The sequence below is a fragment of the Bacillus sp. DNRA2 genome (assembly GCF_012843265.1).
In the GTDB taxonomy this organism is placed as follows: domain Bacteria; phylum Bacillota; class Bacilli; order Bacillales; family Cytobacillaceae; genus Bacillus_BU.
In genome coordinates this window covers 80,226-99,111 of the sequence record NZ_JABAIT010000007.1, presented here as the reverse complement: position 1 = coordinate 99,111, position 18,886 = coordinate 80,226, and the positions used below count along the sequence as shown (strand labels likewise).

General features: G+C 37.8%; 17 protein-coding genes and 1 pseudogene. 2 read left to right on the top strand and 16 right to left on the bottom strand.

The window, feature by feature from the left end; all coding sequences use genetic code 11:
• Positions 1-9: 9 nt before the first annotated feature.
• Positions 10-1,509 (bottom strand): RecQ family ATP-dependent DNA helicase, encoded by a 1,500-nt coding sequence (locus HHO41_RS08255; RefSeq protein WP_169097368.1) that lies wholly within the window; start codon positions 1,507-1,509, stop codon positions 10-12.
• Entirely contained in the window at positions 1,506-2,567 is a 1,062-nt protein-coding gene (locus HHO41_RS08250; protein ID WP_169097366.1) for a YpbB family protein, read from the bottom strand. The genes HHO41_RS08255 and HHO41_RS08250 overlap by 4 nt, the downstream gene beginning before the upstream one ends.
• Before the next feature lie 287 nt (positions 2,568-2,854).
• On the opposite strand from HHO41_RS08250, the gene HHO41_RS08245 reads away from it, so the two are divergent.
• Positions 2,855-3,103, top strand: coding sequence for a ferredoxin (locus tag HHO41_RS08245; protein ID WP_147533824.1), 249 nt, complete (start codon positions 2,855-2,857; stop codon positions 3,101-3,103).
• 272 nt (positions 3,104-3,375) lie between these two features.
• The gene (serA, locus tag HHO41_RS08240; RefSeq protein WP_169097364.1) at positions 3,376-4,950 is read left to right on the top strand and encodes a phosphoglycerate dehydrogenase; all 1,575 of its coding nucleotides are present in this window, start codon (positions 3,376-3,378) and stop codon (positions 4,948-4,950) included.
• A gap of 222 nt (positions 4,951-5,172) precedes the next feature.
• Here serA and HHO41_RS08235 read toward each other — a convergent pair whose 3' ends face one another.
• The 14 genes and pseudogenes from HHO41_RS08235 to HHO41_RS08170 all read right to left on the bottom strand — a co-directional run bounded on the left by HHO41_RS08235 (position 5,173) and on the right by HHO41_RS08170 (position 18,886).
• Positions 5,173-6,078, bottom strand: a complete 906-nt coding sequence (locus HHO41_RS08235; protein ID WP_169097362.1) for a peptidoglycan DD-metalloendopeptidase family protein — start codon at positions 6,076-6,078, stop codon at positions 5,173-5,175.
• Between the two features lie 159 nt (positions 6,079-6,237).
• Complete coding sequence (locus HHO41_RS08230) at positions 6,238-6,978, bottom strand: hypothetical protein (protein WP_169097360.1); 741 nt, start codon at positions 6,976-6,978, stop codon at positions 6,238-6,240.
• Positions 6,971-7,516, bottom strand: a pseudogene (gene sigX / locus HHO41_RS08225) (RNA polymerase sigma factor SigX); the annotation flags it as partial. The gene HHO41_RS08230 and the pseudogene sigX, both read right to left, overlap by 8 nt.
• A 200-nt stretch (positions 7,517-7,716) precedes the next feature.
• Complete coding sequence (locus HHO41_RS08220) at positions 7,717-9,507, bottom strand: ATP-binding protein (protein WP_169097356.1); 1,791 nt, start codon at positions 9,505-9,507, stop codon at positions 7,717-7,719.
• On the bottom strand, positions 9,504-10,220 hold the full coding sequence (locus HHO41_RS08215) for a response regulator (protein ID WP_169097354.1): 717 nt from the start codon (positions 10,218-10,220) through the stop codon (positions 9,504-9,506). Before HHO41_RS08215 ends, HHO41_RS08220 begins: the two co-directional genes overlap by 4 nt.
• Positions 10,221-10,498: 278 nt before the next feature.
• Entirely contained in the window at positions 10,499-11,686 is a 1,188-nt protein-coding gene (gene ccsB, locus HHO41_RS08210) for a c-type cytochrome biogenesis protein CcsB (protein WP_169097352.1), read from the bottom strand.
• Between the two features lie 32 nt (positions 11,687-11,718).
• Entirely contained in the window at positions 11,719-13,353 is a 1,635-nt protein-coding gene (resB, locus tag HHO41_RS08205) for a cytochrome c biogenesis protein ResB (RefSeq protein WP_169097350.1), read from the bottom strand.
• A 21-nt stretch (positions 13,354-13,374) separates the two neighbouring features.
• Entirely contained in the window at positions 13,375-13,899 is a 525-nt protein-coding gene (resA, locus tag HHO41_RS08200) for a thiol-disulfide oxidoreductase ResA (protein ID WP_169097348.1), read from the bottom strand.
• A 101-nt stretch (positions 13,900-14,000) separates the two neighbouring features.
• Positions 14,001-14,729 (bottom strand): pseudouridine synthase, encoded by a 729-nt coding sequence (locus HHO41_RS08195; protein ID WP_169097346.1) that lies wholly within the window; start codon positions 14,727-14,729, stop codon positions 14,001-14,003.
• 208 nt (positions 14,730-14,937) lie between these two features.
• Positions 14,938-15,477, bottom strand: coding sequence for a spore maturation protein (locus HHO41_RS08190; RefSeq protein WP_169097344.1), 540 nt, complete (start codon positions 15,475-15,477; stop codon positions 14,938-14,940).
• A 1-nt stretch (position 15,478) separates the two neighbouring features.
• Positions 15,479-16,072, bottom strand: a complete 594-nt coding sequence (locus tag HHO41_RS08185) for a nucleoside recognition domain-containing protein (RefSeq protein ID WP_169097342.1) — start codon at positions 16,070-16,072, stop codon at positions 15,479-15,481.
• On the bottom strand, positions 16,065-17,213 hold the full coding sequence (locus tag HHO41_RS08180; protein ID WP_169097340.1) for a D-alanyl-D-alanine carboxypeptidase family protein: 1,149 nt from the start codon (positions 17,211-17,213) through the stop codon (positions 16,065-16,067). Before HHO41_RS08180 ends, HHO41_RS08185 begins: the two co-directional genes overlap by 8 nt.
• Before the next feature lie 140 nt (positions 17,214-17,353).
• Positions 17,354-18,244 carry a superoxide dismutase gene (locus tag HHO41_RS08175; RefSeq protein WP_169097338.1) on the bottom strand — a complete coding sequence of 297 codons (891 nt, stop codon included), beginning with the start codon at positions 18,242-18,244 and terminating at the stop codon, positions 17,354-17,356.
• A 153-nt stretch (positions 18,245-18,397) separates the two neighbouring features.
• Entirely contained in the window at positions 18,398-18,886 is a 489-nt protein-coding gene (locus HHO41_RS08170; RefSeq protein ID WP_169097336.1) for a YpuI family protein, read from the bottom strand.

The following is an 18,886-nucleotide window of genomic DNA, read 5'->3' as shown; positions in this document are numbered from 1 at the left end:
TATTTTGTCTCACTCATTTAGCAAAAAATTTGACAAGTATTGTTTCCAATCAAAATCCCTAGTCTGACTATCCTTCCTGGTTTCGGATAATGTTGTTATTGAGTTAAAATCCTCATATGTTATCCCACATTGATCACAGCAATTCCTTACTGCTTCATTGTTAGAACGTCCCTCACCGAAATAGGTAAGAATCTCGTCTCTTCGGCATGTATCCGTGTTAATAAATCTAGTCATCGAAGTAATATTATCTCTTTTAATAGCCAGACGATTTTCAACAAAGATTTTTAATGCTTGAAAAGGTCCTTGAAGTTGTTGATTACTTGCCATTTGTAAAAAATCAACCACTATACGCCACTGGATATCAGTAAATCCACCATAGTCTTTCCAAGCTTTATTTGCTTCTATGACTGACTCGATAACCCCATTCGTTACGGCTGTTAAATAATTAATTTGCTCAATGGACGGCAATTCCGTCTCTGCTAAATGAAATGCCATCGCTTCGTCACCAGGGGAATAAAGCAAGATTGCCATACTATTTTTCCCATCTCGACCAGCTCTACCTATTTCCTGCAAATATGATTCCAACTGTAACGGCATATGATAATGGATAACAAAGCGAATATCTTCCTTATTGACACCCATTCCAAAGGCACTAGTCGCACAAATCACATCGAGCTGTCCAAGTAAGAATTGTTGTTGTATTAGTATTCGCTGTTCTTGTTCCATGCCACCATGATAAGCCATAACATTGACGCCACGAATTTGTTGCAGGTAAGTAGCAACTTGTTCAGCAAGGCGCTTGCTTGAAAAATAAATAATTCCAGGTCCTGTTAATTGATCAACCAATTGCTGAATTCGCTCTAGTTTTTCAGATTGGTCATTAACCTTTTCAACACTAATTGCGATGTTGGGACGATCAACAGAATAAATTATTTCCTGACATTGGTCGAGTTCGAGAGATGCTTTTATATCTCGTCTAACCTCGGCAGTAGCCGTAGCCGTCAAAGCTAGCGTTACTGGATTCCTCAAGTTAGTCCTTATTTCACCTAGTTTTAAATAATCAGGTCGAAAATCATAACCCCATTGTGAGATACAATGCGCTTCATCAACGACAAACAAATCTATTTGTTGTTGTTGTAATACATTCATGATTGGCTCAAACCGTAGCATTTCTGGAGAGATAAATAAAAACTTGTAATATCCTATATTTCTTAAAGCCGTTTTCCGCTGCAGAGGCGTTAAAAAGGAGTTAAGAGCAATCACTCTTTTTTCACCTTTCATTTTCATTTGTTCAACCTGGTCCTGCATTAATGACAGTAACGGTGAAACAATTAACACTTTACCTTCTAGCAAATAACCTGGCAGTTGATAGCATAACGATTTCCCTGTCCCTGTGGGTAACATCGCCAACGTATTTTGACCTGATAGAACAGAAGTAATCACTTCCTCCTGCCCTAGTCGAAACTCATCATATTGAAAGTGTTTTTTTAAAATCGCTGTTATTGTCATTTCCCATCATCACCAAATTTCGCTAATACCAGCCTAATCTCAAAATAGTCAATTCCGTTTGTCAGTTCGCGAATGAGTTTTAACTGTTTTGAATTTGATTGTTCTTTTGCTAACATGATCATTTTTTGCTTTTCCAGTGAAACTATTGGGGTAATATCAAAGGTTTTATCCATTAATGCAACTTCAACAAGATGGTCTTCTATTGTACTTCGCTTTAAGTTTCTTAACTCTGCAATCTCGTCAATTGTGTATCCTCTTTTCACCAAAGCAAACGTTTTACCCGTCGAAATCGTAAAAGACGCCGGTTCGTTTAAGTCGGTCAATATCAGATTCAATAATGGCAATGTATCTGGTATCTGATGGATTCGTTTTATCATAAAATGAAGCAAATTTAAAAATTGCATGTGGTAGTAGTATTCTTCTTGGTTGAAAAAATTAGCTGCTTGCTTACTAGTAAGCCCGTATCGCTGATATCCCGATAGCCTAATAATCAAAAATCCTGGATTTAAATCAGGCTCTGTCTCAAGACAACTGCAAATTTCTCGATATAACTGTCGGGCAAATTCCTCTTTACTAACCTTAACACCTTGTATTGTCCGTTTTAACCAAATCTGTGTATCCTGTTTTCGTTGAACTGGTATATATTCTGATTGGTTATGAACCAAGTTAGAGCATACTTGAACGAATAAGGATAGTCTTTCCCAAAACACTGTGGTCAAAGAATGGTAGGTCCAGCCATTTAGATGGTGAGGGAATGGGTTTTCTTCCAAATTCTTATTTAGTTCTACTTCACCATCTGTCGTCAAATGATAAACATGTTCATCTACCCGCTGAATAAAACCTTCCTGCTCAGCTCTATCAAGACAGTTAATAAAATCAGATCTGGTTATCATTGGAAAGGCTTGAAAAAATTTGGTCAATTGAAACAAATGAGCGTCTTGGATCGTTTGTGACGATTTTTTCCCATTTAAAAGATGAAGGATCGAAAATACGCTTCGATCTTGATTGATTTGTCTTAAACAATAGAAAATGACGGTTTCAAGGTATGTAACAACCATTTCTACTCCTTCCCTAAAAAAATGACTTAACCTGATAGTTTAAGCTATATTAATAAAATAAATTACAGGATTGTACTTCATTTATTTTAACATGAATAATCTTGCTCCGTTACAGCAATTTAATAACAAAGACGTTCTACGTTTTTTTCTTAACAGAAACATTGTTCAATTTTAATTTACTATTGAAAAGTTGCCTTCACAGCTTTAAAATAAAGAAGGGAACGCTTTCCATTCTTGGAATGGAAAAAATTTTAATATTTGTTGAACTATTTGGGAGGTTTTTTTTCATGGCAAAATACACTATTGTTGACAAAGAAACTTGCATCGCTTGTGGTGCATGTGGTGCAGCAGCGCCAGATATCTACGATTACGATGATGAAGGAATTGCATTCGTAACTCTTGATGATAACCAAGGTATTGTTGAAATTCCTGATGTATTAATTGACGATATGATGGATGCTTTCGAAGGCTGCCCAACTGATTCTATCAAAGTAGCTGACGAACCATTTGATGGTAATCCTACAAAGTTCGAATAACATTTATACTTACTTACCAGAGAAACCTCTTCGATAATAGAAGAGGTTTTTCTGTGTTAAACCGCGAATATTATCAGTAGGCATCAATTTTTCTTCACTTCTATCCGTATCGACAAGCCTTCTAACTAAAAAAGTGATACCAGCTTTTCTTAAAAAATTTTTTATCACTTTACTGCATTAATCATTTAAAGTTTTAAATTGACACCTAATCATTATTCTAGTAAAATAATCAGAAAATTGCTCCTTTACTAAATGAAAGGTAGATGATATCAATGTACCAAATATTAGTAGCAGATTCTATCAATGAAGTAGGCTTGCAACCACTATTGGAAATGGCGGAGGCAAACATCATTCAAAAGAAAGTAACTGATCCAGAAGTCCAGTTGGATCAAATTGATGCGCTTTTAGTACGTAGTGCCACAAAGGTTACTGAAGACCTAATGGAAAAAATGCCAAATCTGAAGATTGTTGGCCGTGCTGGTGTAGGTGTTGATAACATTGACATACAGGCTGCAACAAGACGAGGAATTATGGTCATTAATGCCCCTGATGGAAATACTATCTCTACCGCTGAACATACATTTGCGATGATGGCATCACTTATGAGAAACATTCCACAAGCATATGAATCTGTGAAAAAATTAGAGTGGAGACGAAATGATTTTGTTGGAACAGAACTATACGGTAAAACATTAGGTATCATTGGCATGGGTCGGATTGGCTCAGAAATCGCCAAGCGAGCTCGTGTCTTCGGCATGTCTGTTAATGTTTTCGATCCATTTTTGACTAAAGAGCGAGCTACTCAGCTTGGAGTAACTTCCTGCTCATTAGATGAGGTATTAGTTAGCGCTGATATCATCACTGTTCATACACCATTAACTCCAGAAACAAAAGGTCTTTTAAACGAAACAACTTTAGCTAAAACAAAAAAAGGCGTATATCTCCTTAATTGTGCGCGAGGTGGAATTATTGATGAAGAAGCCTTGGCAGTATTTTTAGGCAACGGACACGTTGCAGGAGCTGCCCTAGATGTATTTGTAACCGAGCCACCAGGAGAGCACCCTTTATTTAAATTCAACAATATCATTTTCACCCCACATTTAGGTGCATCAACCAAAGAAGCGCAATTAAATGTGGCGATTCAAGTGGCTAAGGAAGTTCGCCTATTCCTAGAAGATAAACCAGTCGCGAACGCAATTAACCTCCCATCAATGTCAAAAGATATCTTCCAAAAGATACAGCCTTATCACCATTTATGTAAGCAATTAGGTTCAACGATTTCTCAATGTGTAAATGAAGGCGTGAACGAAATTTCTGTAACATTCGCTGGAACAGTCAACGAATTGGAAATCTCTTATCTAACAAAAGCGATACTGTCCGGATTTTTTACAAATCGAGTCGATGTTTCAGTCAACGAAATTAATGCACTGTTAATTGCCAAAGAACGTGGGATTACAATTGGTGAAAAAATTGGAACAAACACATTCGGATACGGTAACAGCATCACCGTTTCCGTTAAAGCAGATAATCAAGATTTCATTGTCAGAGGCACTTATATCGACCATTATGGCCCACGCATCGTCTTCTTAAATGGATTTAACATCGATTTCTTACCAGAAGGAGATTTGCTGATTATTAAGCATATGGACCGTCCTGGTGTAATTGGTCGAGTTGGTAAAATATTAGGCGATCACGAAGTCAATATTGCAACGATGCAAGTTGGCCGAAAAGAAGCAGGTGGAGAAGCGATTATGGTTCTCTCATCAGATAAACCTTTAACAGATGGACTAATCAATAATTTACTAGAAAGCGGAGACATCGTTAACGCTAGAAGAATTAACCTATAAGAAAAGCGTAAGGCGCCCGTTTATCGGCGACAAGCACAAGTCAATCCGTCCAGAAGGTTGCTTTTTACCTTCTGGACGGATTGACTTGTGACCTCGAGCCGATGGCGCCTGGAGCTAGACACTAAAACTAGTACAAAACTTATACTTTCTTAAACAGTAAAAAAGAACTGCCGTATTCTTTTCCTCAAAAGAATACGGCTTTTTTCAATAAAGTGACTTTTCTTATCGAACAATCAGTACTTGTTTTGGGAGAATTTTATCTGATGAAAGGTGATTCCAATTTTTCAATTCAGCAATAGGTGTGCTAGTTTTGAATGAAATCGCTGATAAAGTATCACCTTCCCGGACCACATAACGGTTACTTTGAATTGATTTTATCGTAAGTTTTTGATGTGCAAAGATTTTATGTTCATTAGATAAACCATTTATCGTTAATAAAGCTTGGACAGTAGTCCCATACCTTAAAGCGATGGCCGATAGCGTTTCCCCGTGTCTGACGATGTGAATTACCGCTTGAGATTGAGAAGGGGTTTGATTAGCTGTGTTAACTTGGGACCTTTCCTCCTGCGTTCTACCCGATACCTCTATAACTCTACTCGTATTAGCCATAACCTTCGCTCCTACTCCAATGTCGCCGAGAGCTAATACCGGATTTATTGCATTATGCTTATCGTAAGTCCATTCATCCTGGTGAACCTCAAAATGTAAGTGAACACCTGAAGAATCACCGGTATTACCCATCTTTCCAATGATTTCCCCTTGTTTAACAACCCTTCCTTCAGAGACATCCCTAGACTTTAAATGGGCATAAACAGTCTCAAAATTATTGGTGTGCTTGATAAACACGACATTACCATACGAATTCGAGTAATACGATTTACTGACAACCCCATCATCGACAGCAACAATGGGTGAACCCATTGTTGAAGCAATATCAATCCCCTTATGTACCCCTCTTCTCGTTCCGAATAAATCGGTTATGACACCGCTCGACGGCCAAACCCAATGAACAGTTTGATTTCGAATCCCTGAACCTTGTGCATGTACTGCTCTATTTCCAATACTCACAAAGCTCATAAGTAGCCCGATCATCCAAGCTACCAGTATCCATTTCTTATTTTGTTGCATGTCGTGCCTCCTAACCTTTTCCCCATTGCAAAAACCATGATGTTTTGATAATAGTAATCTAAAACACCTTGTTATTATTTGGTGAAATTTCACTTTTTTATGCACGAATTTTTCGAATTAAAATGAGACTAGCCATTAGGACCAGTCTCTCATTTACATCTATTTAGTTTCTTGATTATTGGCTGCTGTTGGTACTTCGATTGGCTGATTAATGGGGAAAACGCCAGTTCCAGCTTGGCTATCATGTTTAAATTCAACGGTCGAATAACCGAACTCCTTGGCAGATAAAAGGATTGCTTCAAACGCAAAGTTTACCTCTTGGGTTTGTGGAAGTTCGTTACGATTTGTCAGTTGAACTAAAGCATGATCCCTAATAACTGATACTTTTCCAATTTGGAGCTCCGGAGGAATCGAAGCGGTAAGTCCTTGATTTGGTTCATCATTTCGCATAAGCTCTATTGCTTCCTCAAAAGTCGCGACACCCTCATGGGCTTGTACAAACATAGGCTGTGAATTATTCTCTTTATAAAGCAACAGGTACGGTTTTTTTAACGGTTCAGTCTTCATCATTGTATCAAACTGTTCTTGATGATTATCACTATTAGCTTCGTCTTTGAAGTTAATTTGCTGTTCCTCACTTTTGTCCATCATTTTCGATTCTTGACTGGATTTATGATTAATTTGGTTATCCAAGAAGAAAAGATGTTTTCCAAAAAACATGAATAAAATAACAACAGCGAGACTGGCAATACTAGGAATCAATATGCCAAAAGTTCTTTTCTTATTTAGCTTGAGAGAAATGGCTTGATAAAGTTCATGAGGATTTTGTTTATCATTGATTTTTGGCATTTCGCGAAGAAGGTTTTCAAGTTGCTTGTCCTTCCAATCCATGTTACCCATGAACAAATCCCTCCTTTTTCGCTAAATCTTCCATATGTTTTTTCAATGTCTTTAACGCTCGATGTTGAGTCGTTTTCACTTTGCTTTCGGTCCACTTGAGGATTGCTGCCGTTTCGACAATTGATAAATCCTGCATGTAGCGCATCACCAAAACTAGTTTTTGATCAACCGTACAATATTTAAGGCATCGGTACATGAGCTTGAGTTCTTCTCTTTGAATAGCAATTTCTTCAGGGAGAGGCTCATCATCCATCACCTGTACGGTTGTCCCATCCAAAGTGGATAGGATCCATCGCTTCCAACCTTTTTGTTTGCGAAAGTGATCAATCGCTACGTTTTTGGCGATTGCAAATAACCATGTCTTTTCATTACTCTTACCCTCAAACCGGTCATATGATTTTAATACTCTTATATAAACCTCTTGGACGAGGTCCTCTGCTTGCTCACGATTTCTTACCATATAAAATAAAAAATGAAAAACGTCATGATGGTATTTTGTATATAAATCTTCGAAAACGGAGTCCACTTTAGAATCCCCTCCCCGTTTAACATATTAGTCGGCAAAATCGGATAAAAAGTTACACTCTTTACTATAGAGTTATCCCAATGAAAAGGAAAGTTGTTTAGCTTTATTGTCATATTTCCAGTAAAAAACCTATCCCAAACAAGGATAGGTTTTATCATATCAAACTTGGATTGTTTCCCGTGTATCAAGAACAATCGCCATAATAGTTCATATTAATCGGTATTTCGTGGCAGAAAAATCGAAAACGTCGTTCCCCTACCTTGTTTGCTCTGCACAGTAATTTGGCCTTTATGAGCACTTATAATATTCTTTACAATTGCTAAGCCTAATCCTGTTCCAGAGCGGCCTCGCGTTCTAGCTTTATCCGCTTTATAGAATCTCTCAAAAACAAATGGTAAATCTTCATCCGGTATTCCTGATCCAGTATCTTGAACTTCAATAAAAAAGCCTCGTTCATCACTTTTTTCAATTACTGAAACAGATCCACCACTTGGAGTATGACGTATCGCATTATCGATGAGGTTTGTCATAACTTGTTCAAAGCGATCAGCATCAATTTCAAATACTTCTTCTTCATTTTTCACTTCTACAGCTAAGGCTACATCTTTTTCTTTAGCCAAGCCCTGGAATTTCCGAATAATCCTATGTATATACGGTTTAAATTCGATTGGCTCTACTGTGAGTTGAATATGTCCTGCTTCCATTCGGGCGAGATCAAGCAATTCATTAACAAGCCGTCCCATTCGTAAAGACTCATCATAAATCACTTTTGCAAACTCTTTCTTTTCTTCATCGGAACCTGCAATATCATCGACAATGGCCTCACTGTAACCCTGCATCATCGAGATTGGTGTGCGCAACTCGTGTGACACGTTAGCAATAAAATCTTGGCGCAACTTATCGAGTCGTCTTTCTTCAGTCATATCACGAATAACGGCAACTGCACCACGAATGAATTTATTATTATACAACGGGCTGACAATAATAACCCATGATAAACCTTGAACAGTTACCTCACCAATTTGCTCTTTTTCAGTATTAACAGCGAGCTGAAACAATTCCATCACTTCTTGTGGAACAGCTTCAATATTGGAATTGGTGTCGTTTTGATCATAATACCAATTTTGTAAAAATAACTCTGCAGGTGGATTGGTAATCAGAATCGTCCCGTCCCGATTAAATGTAATAACCCCATCTGCCATACTGCTTAGGATACTGGCAAGTTGTTCTTTTTCCTGACTTAACGCATTCATATTGAATTTTAATTGTCGACCCATTTGATTAAATGCTGTTGCCAATTCTCCAATCTCATCATGAGAGAGAATAGGAATCTTTGTATCAAATTTTCCTCTGGCAACCTCAAAGGCTGCCTCCCTCATTTTTCTCAATTGGGCAGTAATTCTCGTTGATAAGAAAAACGCAAAAATCGTTGTTAGGATAATGGCAACACCAGCAGCAAGCAGAATGAATTTTGTTGTCGTTTGCGTTGTTTCCTGCATTACCTTTAGCGGCTGGTAGATAAACACAGCCCCATGTTCACCTGATTGTGTTAAGAATGGTACCCCAATTACAAGAATTTGTGAATCATCCTCAGTACGGTCAGGGTTTTTTTGTTTTGCCGATATTTCCTTAACGATTTTTTCATTATTAAATACCTTCGAAAAATCCTTATCATTCATTAAAAAAGAAACAGAAAGCTGCTCGTATTTCTCAGTGTTTGGTGAAAAATAATAATGCGTTGGATCCTTGATGACGACCGCGCTTGACAACTTATCTACTAGTTCCAAGGCAATATCGAGTCCAACGTCCTGACTAATTTCATCATGATTTTCTAAAATCAACGCCATTTGTGATGCAGTTTTTGTCAATCCTTTTTCAGTCTCGTTCGTATGATAATAATCAAAGTACTCAAGTAACATAACTGTTAGTATGAATAGTACAAAAGAAACTAGAAATAGAATAGTAAACCACAGTTTACCTACGACACTACGCCAGAACATCATTCATTAATAACCTCGAATTTATAGCCGACTCCCCATACTGTTACAATCATTCTTGCTGCCTGTTCAGATACTTTATTTAATTTTTCACGTAAACGCTTTACATGAGTATCAACAGTTCGTAGGTCACCGAAGAACTCATAGTGCCAAACTTCTTTTAGTAATTGTTCACGATCAAATACCTTATCAGGTGATTTTGCAAGGAAATACAGTAATTCATATTCTTTTGGAGTTAAGCTGACTTCCTTTCCATCCGCAGTTACTCGGTGCGCATCATTATCAATGGTTAAATGAGGAAAAACGATAACATCCTTCGTTGTTGTCTCAGTTTGTAAATAACTAGTCTGAGAAGAACGGCGCAATAGCGCTTTCACCCGTAATACAACTTCACGAGGGCTAAATGGTTTCACGATGTAATCATCTGTGCCAACTTCGAACCCTTGGACGCGGTTTACCTCTTCACCTTTTGCTGTCAACATAATGACTGGAGTAGATTTTTTGTCACGTAATTCGCGACATACTTCGATTCCGTCCTTGCCAGGCATCATTAAATCGAGCAAAATGACATCGTAGTCATTGGCGATTGCTTTTACAAGGGCTTCATTTCCGTCCTCTGCTTCATCAATTATGTATTCTTCCCGCTCAAGATACATTTTTAATAAGCGGCGAATTCTTTCTTCATCATCTACAACTAAAATTTTAACGTCTTTGTCCATGTATTTAGTCCCCCTCGCAGATATTTTACAGAATAGGTGTTTATCTTTACTGTGAACTTTCTAACATTATTGTGAACACGATAATTTCCAGAATATTTAGCAAGCAAGGCTTTCATAAGCGAATATACATATTTTTATTGTTTGTCATAATTTTAAATCTTAAACACAAAGATAAAGAGGGCAGATTACACCCGACAATATCACGAAAGAATGTATATTCATTGTTGTTAGATATTGCGTACAAGTAAATCTACCCAGATAAAAAATATTCAATATTGTTACATGGATGCGTAAGAGTGAAGTCCTGCAATAACAAGGTTAACAACAATTAAATTAAACATGATGATAATAAAACCAACTACCGATAACCAAGCAGATTTTTCACCATGCCAACCTTTTGATAAGCGTAAATGTAGAAATGCTGCATAAAATAACCAAGTAATAAGCGCCCAAACTTCCTTTGGATCCCATCCCCAGAATCTTGTCCAAGCAATTTGCGCCCAAATCATCGCAAACACTAACGCTCCTAAAGTAAAGACCGGAAATCCGATTAATACTGATCGATAGCCAATTTCATCGACTAAATCCAAATTAATATTTTTCGTTAAAGGTTGTAGCTTTGCTGAAATTCTTTTTCTGATAATTAAGCGAACAATACCATATAAAACAAGTCCAACACCAAGTGACCAAACAACCGTGTTTAATTTTTTGGCATTGATAATTGCTGGTACTTCAACGATAGGTTCAAAGACATTTTTGGTCACAAGTTCACCTTTATGTGGTCCTATCAAAGCAGGTACCTCATAAGCAATTTCGGCAGGATTATCGCTTTTATCAATATAAGTAAAGCTAGCTTCGTAATCAAGCGCCGTAAACGTTGTCGACAATAACACGAAAGCAAGTGTGCTTACCACGCCATACATGACCATTTCCAACCAAAATGTGCTTTTACTAGTTTTGGTCTGATCAACTGATTTAATTAAATAAATAATCCCAGCAACAAAGCTAATCGATAATATAGCTTGTCCCATTGCTGCTGTCGTAACGTGTATATGAAGCCAATAGCTTTGCAATGAAGGGATTAACGGCGTTATTTCCCGATTGAACATGGCTGCATAGGCAATTAGTAGAACCGCTACCGGCATGGTGAACAATCCCAATAGTGGTGTTCTATACACAAAATAAATAATGATAAATGCCCCGACTAATGACATGCCAAAGAATGTTGTAAACTCAAATAAGTTACTGACTGGTGCATGACCTGCTGCAATCCAACGTAAAATAAAATATCCTAGTTGGGCGATAAAGCCAAGAATGGTGATACCAACACCAATTTTCGCCCAATTATTGATATTGTCTTGATGATTTAACCCCTTTTTTTGCTTTATCGAACCACCAAAAAATACGATGGCGACAATGTAAAGTATAAATGCTGCAAATAGCAAATTTCCACTTGCGTTAGCCACTTTCTTTCCCCCTTACTAAAACTCTTCCATCCCTATTTCTTTTCATTACTATCTGCTTGATCGACTGGTTCATGAAGTTGAGTATCTTGAATAACTGATTGAATTTCACGCTTTAGTCCAAACCAATTCTTATTTGTATGGGCGGCAATCCACAGTTCACCTTTGTTTCGTTGGACCCAGATCCGACGATGATTCCAATAGGCCCCCTGGACAACACCGATCATAAAGATAATTCCACCTAAAATAATGATTGGAATAGTCAAATCCTTACGAACTGTTAAAGCAGACACATTTTTCGTCTCAATCCCCAAAAATTTCATTTTATATTGATTATCACCAAAAGGTTCTATTGTTTGTCGTATTGCTACAAAACTAGTTTCACCTTCAGGTTTATCAGGTGTTTTCATTGTAAATACAAAGGCTGGATTGTTTGGAATACGTGATTTAGTAGTTGGTTCACCATTCTCTGCAAATTCAAAATCTGGAAAATAACTGACAACCTCTACAGAGTATCCATTCCCTAGGTCATATTTTTCTTCAGGATTAAATAAATCAATGGTTATTTCCCCAAATCCCTCTTCAGTATCTTTCTTTGTTAATTTAAACGACATTTTATTTAATTCGTCCAGCTTATAATCAACTTGATATAATGCAAATGATTCAAACTTTAACGGATGATTTACTCGAATCTTGTAATCTTTTACTTTGGTGAGGTCATGGCTTTCACCTGCAACACTGTCTCCCTTTTTTTGATACAGCGTAACACTTGATTGATAATTTTTCGCCATACCTCCACCAGTCATATTAATTGCATTATTAAATACTTCTTTCTCTTTACCTTTTTGGTAAGTCTCGAGTAAAAATTGATTATTTTTAACATAATACTCTCCGTTTGTTTCAGGGATGGCCTTTGTTTCCCCTTCACGAACCCAAACCACTTTATCAATATACATACCTGGAACAAATCTTAACATGGCACCAAATAAGACGATAATCAAGCCGACATGATTTACATAAGGACCCCATCTTGAAAAACGTCCCTTCTCGGCAAGAATATTGCCATTTTCTTCGCGAATCTGATAGCGTTTCGCTTTTAGATTTTGTTTAACTTTCTCAAGTGTTTGAGTTTGTGATTCCCCGTCGATGATTGATGCACCAAAAAGACGCTGACGCTTTAGAAACCCCTCATTTCTAGTTACACGCTGTGCCTTTAACGCGCGATAAAGCGGAACAACACGGTCTAAACTACAAATAACTAAGGATACTCCAATGGAGGCAATCAAAATTAAATACCACCAAGAACTATACAAATTATGAAAACCTAATAAATAATACCATTTACCCAATATGCCATATTGATCTTGATAGTATTCATCTGCCGGCATCGTTGGCGGAATATACATTTCCTGTGGAAAAATTGTGCCAACTCCTGATGCAATCAAAGTAATAACAATGAGCCATACCCCAACTTTTACTGAAGAAAAAAAGTTCCAAATTTTATCGACAATCGTCTTATTATAGGTTTGTGAACGTCGCGCACTCCCCTCGTAGCGCATATCTACTAAAACTTGTTTACTCTCTTCTTCCACGAGTACCTTTCCACATGCTTCACATAGAATTGTACCATGCGGATTGACGTGACCACATTCGCACTTTACATCATTCATGTTCCCATACTCCCCATACCTTTACGGTTTAATCTGTTCCATAAAATCTTTGACCTTTTCCTCCGTTAATTCCCCTATATATGTTTGAACGACCTTTCCATTTTTATCTATCAAAAAAGTTACTGGAAGTCGGTCGACGTTATAAGCGTTCATAACTTGGCTATCCTTATCAATAACAATCGGAAAAGCTAAATTGAACCGCTCTGCAAATTTTTCTACAGCTAAATTCGATTCACCGATATTAACTGAAAGAACCTGAACGCCTTCATCCTTAAATTGCAGGTACTGATTATTTATATAAGGCATCTCTTTTTCACATGGTTTGCACCAAGTACCCCAAAAATTCAAAAATACGCCTTGTCCTTTTAAGTCGGATAGTTGATGTTTCTCTCCTTTTAAGTCTACTAATGCGAAATCAGGGGCTTCTTTCCCGATTTCGACTGTTTTCTCCTTATCCTGCATAAAATTCGCATAGAGTGTGTATGCAATCGCCGCTCCCAAGATGAGCAGAATCATTGTGCGCATGACCAACCGCTGCTTTTTCATTTGTACTCCCCTCCATCGTACTAAATTAAAGCAATTTTCACTAAATTATAACATTTTACAACATCTAGGTATTGTTAACATAAAGTTCATTTTTGACATTTTTATGAACTTTTACTTGTTGCCATTACCCTAATTTGTTTTACTTCATGTGGTGATAATTCACGCATATCACCTGCTGAAAGTCCTGCCAGCGTTAAAAAACCATAGCGTTCCCGTTTTAGTTTTTGGACTGGACAACCAATCGCCTCAAGCATTCTTCGCACTTGACGATTTCTGCCTTCATGAATTGAAATTTCAATCACAGCTGTTTGTTTTTGTTTATCAAAGGATAGGATTTTTATCTTTGCCGGTGCAGTTTTACCATCTTCAAGTTGAATGCCTCTTTGCAATTTCTTGATGTTCTCTCTAGTCGGAATCCCCTTTGTCTTCGCAACGTACACTTTATCAATTTCGTTGCGTGGGTGCATAAGCAAATTCGCAAATTCTCCATCATTGGTAAGTAATAATAATCCAGATGTATCAAAGTCTAGCCTTCCAATTGGGTAAACTCTTTGTTTGATCTCAGGAAGATAGTCTGTTACCACCTTTCTGCCCTTTTCATCTTGGACACTCGAGATGACTCCACGTGGTTTATAAAAAAGAAAGTAAACCGGTTCTTCCCGTTCAAGTGGAATTCCTTCAACTTCAACCCGGTCCGAAGGAGATACTTTAATCCCCAACTCCTTCACTACTTTACCGTTCACAGTTACCTTTCCCTCTAAGATGATTTGTTCTGCCTTTCTTCGTGATGCAATTCCTGCATGGGCAATAACTTTTTGCAAGCGTTCCATTAAATGCCACCTCAAATACTATTTAGATCAAAGTCAAAAACTTTGATTCTATCCCTTGAATTATGACATAAAATCGTCAAATTTCAAAGTAACCTTGCTTTTTATGTAGAAGAAATACAGAAAAAATAATTTATTGTCGATTTATTCCAGTATAACAAAAATAACCCAGCAATTTTTTCGCTAGGTTACTCTTAATCATATTAGTTAGTTAATGGTTAGTTCCAAAAACAAAGGCAACAACAGCAATTGCAACTACGATTCCCACCACATCAGCCAATAAACCAACCTTTAAAGCATCTCCCATTTTCTTAACGCCAACAGCTCCAAAATATACAGTTAAAACATAGAAGGTTGTGTCTGTACTTCCCTGTAGGACAGAGGCCAATCGTCCAACAAAGGAGTCCGGACCATACGTCGCGATTAAATCACTTGTCATTCCTAATGCTGCGGTCCCTGAAATCGGTCTGATAATGGTTAAAGGAATGATTTCCGATGGAATCCCGAACGAGTTCACTGCCGGACCAATTAGTTTCATTAAATAATCCAATGCCCCAGAAGCACGAAAGATGGTAATAGCCACTAACATCCCGACTAAGTAAGGTATAATTGAAACGGCTATCTTGATACCCTCTTTTCCACCCTCGACAAAGCTTTCATAGGTGGGAACCTTTTTGATCGTCCCATAAATCAAGATAGTCCCTATTATAATAGGGATTAACCAAAGTGAAATCATCGAAATTATTTCCATATTAGTCTCTTCCTTTACGACGTCTTCGTGAGTGAAAGTATCGGTCGATGATGATCGCTGCAATCGCCGAAAGAATCGTGACGACCAAAGTCGGTCCAACAATCTCAGTAGGGGAATCAGAGTGATAATTCATTCTGATTGCGATGACGGTCGTCGGGATAATTGTAATGCTTGCTGTATTCATTGCCAAAAAGGTAATCATGGATCGGCTTGCATTGTCTTTATTTCCATTTAACTTTTTCAACTGCTCCATCGCCTTGATTCCTAGAGGCGTTGCTGCATTTCCCAATCCAAACATATTTGCAATCATATTGGATAAAATATAACCCATTGCCGGATGATTGGGTGGAACCTCAGGAAACAGCCTGACAATGAGAGGTCGAAATAGTCCTGTCAATTTCGAAAGCAAACCTGAATCTTCAGCAATCCTCATCATGCCTAACCAGAACACAAGGATGCTGATTAGTCCTATGCAAAGTGTTACTGCTTCCTTAGCACCATTAAAAACCGCTTCATTTACTTCAGAAATTGTTCCATTCACCATTGCAAATACAATTCCAATAATCGTCATTCCCACCCAAATATAATTAACCATTAGAATCTACGCCTATAATAAGTTGTAAAATATTTTTAAAATAATCCCAAATTGAATTCTGTTCCTTCTCGGTATGGCGATAATAAATCGGAACCTGATCAATTTTCTCATCACCAAAATAAACAATTGCTTTACCAACTACATCAGGAATATTTGCTTGATTCTTCCAATCCTTTTTAGGCTTAACCATCTTATATTGCACGCTGATTTTGCCCTGTTCTTCTGATGTTACGGGATATTCAACCGCTGATTTCACATAAATTTTCTTTTTATATATGCTCTCTTTCACTGCTTGAATTGAACCAGGGCTGATTACTTCGACAAGATCATAGTTTCTAAAGGCAGATTCGTACATAAAAATGTGATCATTCCAATCATCACCAGCATTTAATGTAACCGCTATTAAATCTAGATCACCTTTCGTTGCTGTCGTTACGAGCGTTCGTTTTGCCAATTTGGTATAGCCTGTTTTTCCACCTGTTGTATATTTATACTTTTCTGTCAGTAATCGATTTTTATTTTTCCAGACTCTGTCCCATTTTTCATTTGGATTAGGAGCACGATGGACCTTTGTTCCGGCAATTTTTTGATATGTAGGATTCCCCATCGCATATTGTGTTAATATTGCCATATCATAGGCTGTTGAGAAATGCTCCTTGGAATCATCTAAGCCATGAGGATTGGCAAAATGAGTTTTGGTCATACCTATTTCTTCAGCCTTTTGGTTCATAAGGAATACAAACCCTTCAACGCTTCCGCCAACGTGTTCAGCTATCGCCACGGCAGCATCATTCCCTGAGCGCAGCATTAAACCATAGACGAGATCCTCAAGTTTAATTTTCTCCCCTAGTTTTAAATAAATTGAAGAACCTTCAGCACGAACAGCTCGATTACTTACGGTCACCATTTCATCCAATTTTCCTGATTCAATGGCCAAAATTGCCGTCATGATTTTGGTAATACTAGCAATTCTTCTTTCTTCAAATGCGTTTTTTTGGAATAAAATCCGACCAGATTTCTGTTCGATTAAAACCGCATTTCTGGCGCTCACCGATCCCGATGCTTCAACTATGGGAGCAAAATTTATGACAATGGAGGAAATGATGAAGATTAAGAGCAAAAGCATAGAAATCTTTTTCATTTAATAAACCTCGTCTCCTTTTGGGGTTTGTACAAGTTTATGCGAGCAAGCAGCTATTATGACTATTACGTAGCAACGACTGGATTCATGGTGTTTTTCGCCACAACAAAGAGGCACACATATGTGTACCTCGATTACATTTAGAAAGGACGCCATTTAAGGTGGCTCGCTTCCTCAAATCTTTTTTCAACATCCTTCCAATTCACAACGGCCCACCAATTTTTCACATATTCTCCCCGATTGTTCCGATACTGAGGGTAATATGCATGCTCCCATACGTCTAGGACTAAAAGCGGAATCGTATCCCATTGCGTTAAAAGATTGTGCTTTTCAGTTTGTAAAATTTCTAAATGACGCGCTCGCGGTGACCAAACAAGGAGCGCCCAGCCTCCCCCTTCGACTTGCTTTGCTGCTTCGCTAAAATGCTTCTTAAATGCCTCAAAGCTGCCGAAATATGATTGAATCTTCGCAAGTAATTTCCCACTAGGTTGGCCACCGCCCTTTGGCTTCAAATTATTCCAAAAGATTGTGTGCAAATAATGGCCAGAACCGTGAAAAGACAGCTCTCGTGACCAATGCTTTATGAAGGAAAAATCATGGGATTCTCGCGCCTTTTTCAACATTTTTTCAGCATGGTTCAACCCATCAACATAGGAACGATGATGCTTATCATGGTGAAGCACCATGATTTCCTTTGAGATAATTGGCTCTAACGCGTCATATGCATAAGGGAGCGGTGGTAAAGTATGGCCCCCAATCGGAACTTCTGGCTCCTTCATCCAAACCGAACCAATGTTTTGCCTTTGAATAAAATATGTCTCTAACTCTTCATTTAAAGCCTCTACCTGAGCTTGGATCGATGCAAGTTGTTGTTGAGAGGGAGCGGCAGATACCCCTTCCAGAATATCACTAAATCGAGCCAACTTAAGCCAGATATCCTCTTCTTTATCAACCTGTTCTGACTCCAAGAATTGAACTAAATCCTTGTTCCAGCCCATAACATTTTTAACATAGTCATCGAAATTTGCCATTCGATTTCCTCCCATTTTCCTTCTTATCATATCTAACCTATGAAGGTTCGCATGAGAAATGACTAGTAGATTTAGTGGATTATCAAAAGTGAATGGATGAATTTTGTTTTGAACTCAAGAAAAAAAGAGCGACCGCTAGGCCACCCCTTATGTTTACTTCGATTGCATCATTTTTGTTCGGTAATCTGTTTCATAGTATTGAAGCTCTTCCCTCACTCTTTGGAACTCGCCTTCAAGGCTAGCAAGGAGCTTCTCGATTTGTTCAGGTGCCGCTTCACGAAACTTAATGGAATTTTTTCCAGTATACGCTGATCGACTATCTTCAAACCATACATCATTTTTTGGTGAGAAGAATTCCTCAATTATCTGATGGTAAATACGATACAGCGTTTTTTCAGCAGCTGCTTTAGGGAAAGTATCACTATGTAAAATCACTTTACAAGAATCAAGACTTTCTTCAACGTATACAAGCAACTTTCTAATATTCGATAACAAAAGCTTATAATATTCTTGATTACCAGGCTGCTTCTCCAATAATCCAGACAAAGTGTTTTCATTCAAAAACTCTTCAAGTAATGCGCTAGATTTTGCTAAAAAGTATTTAACATCTTCGATTTGGGCTTTAACGATTGTATTTCCCAT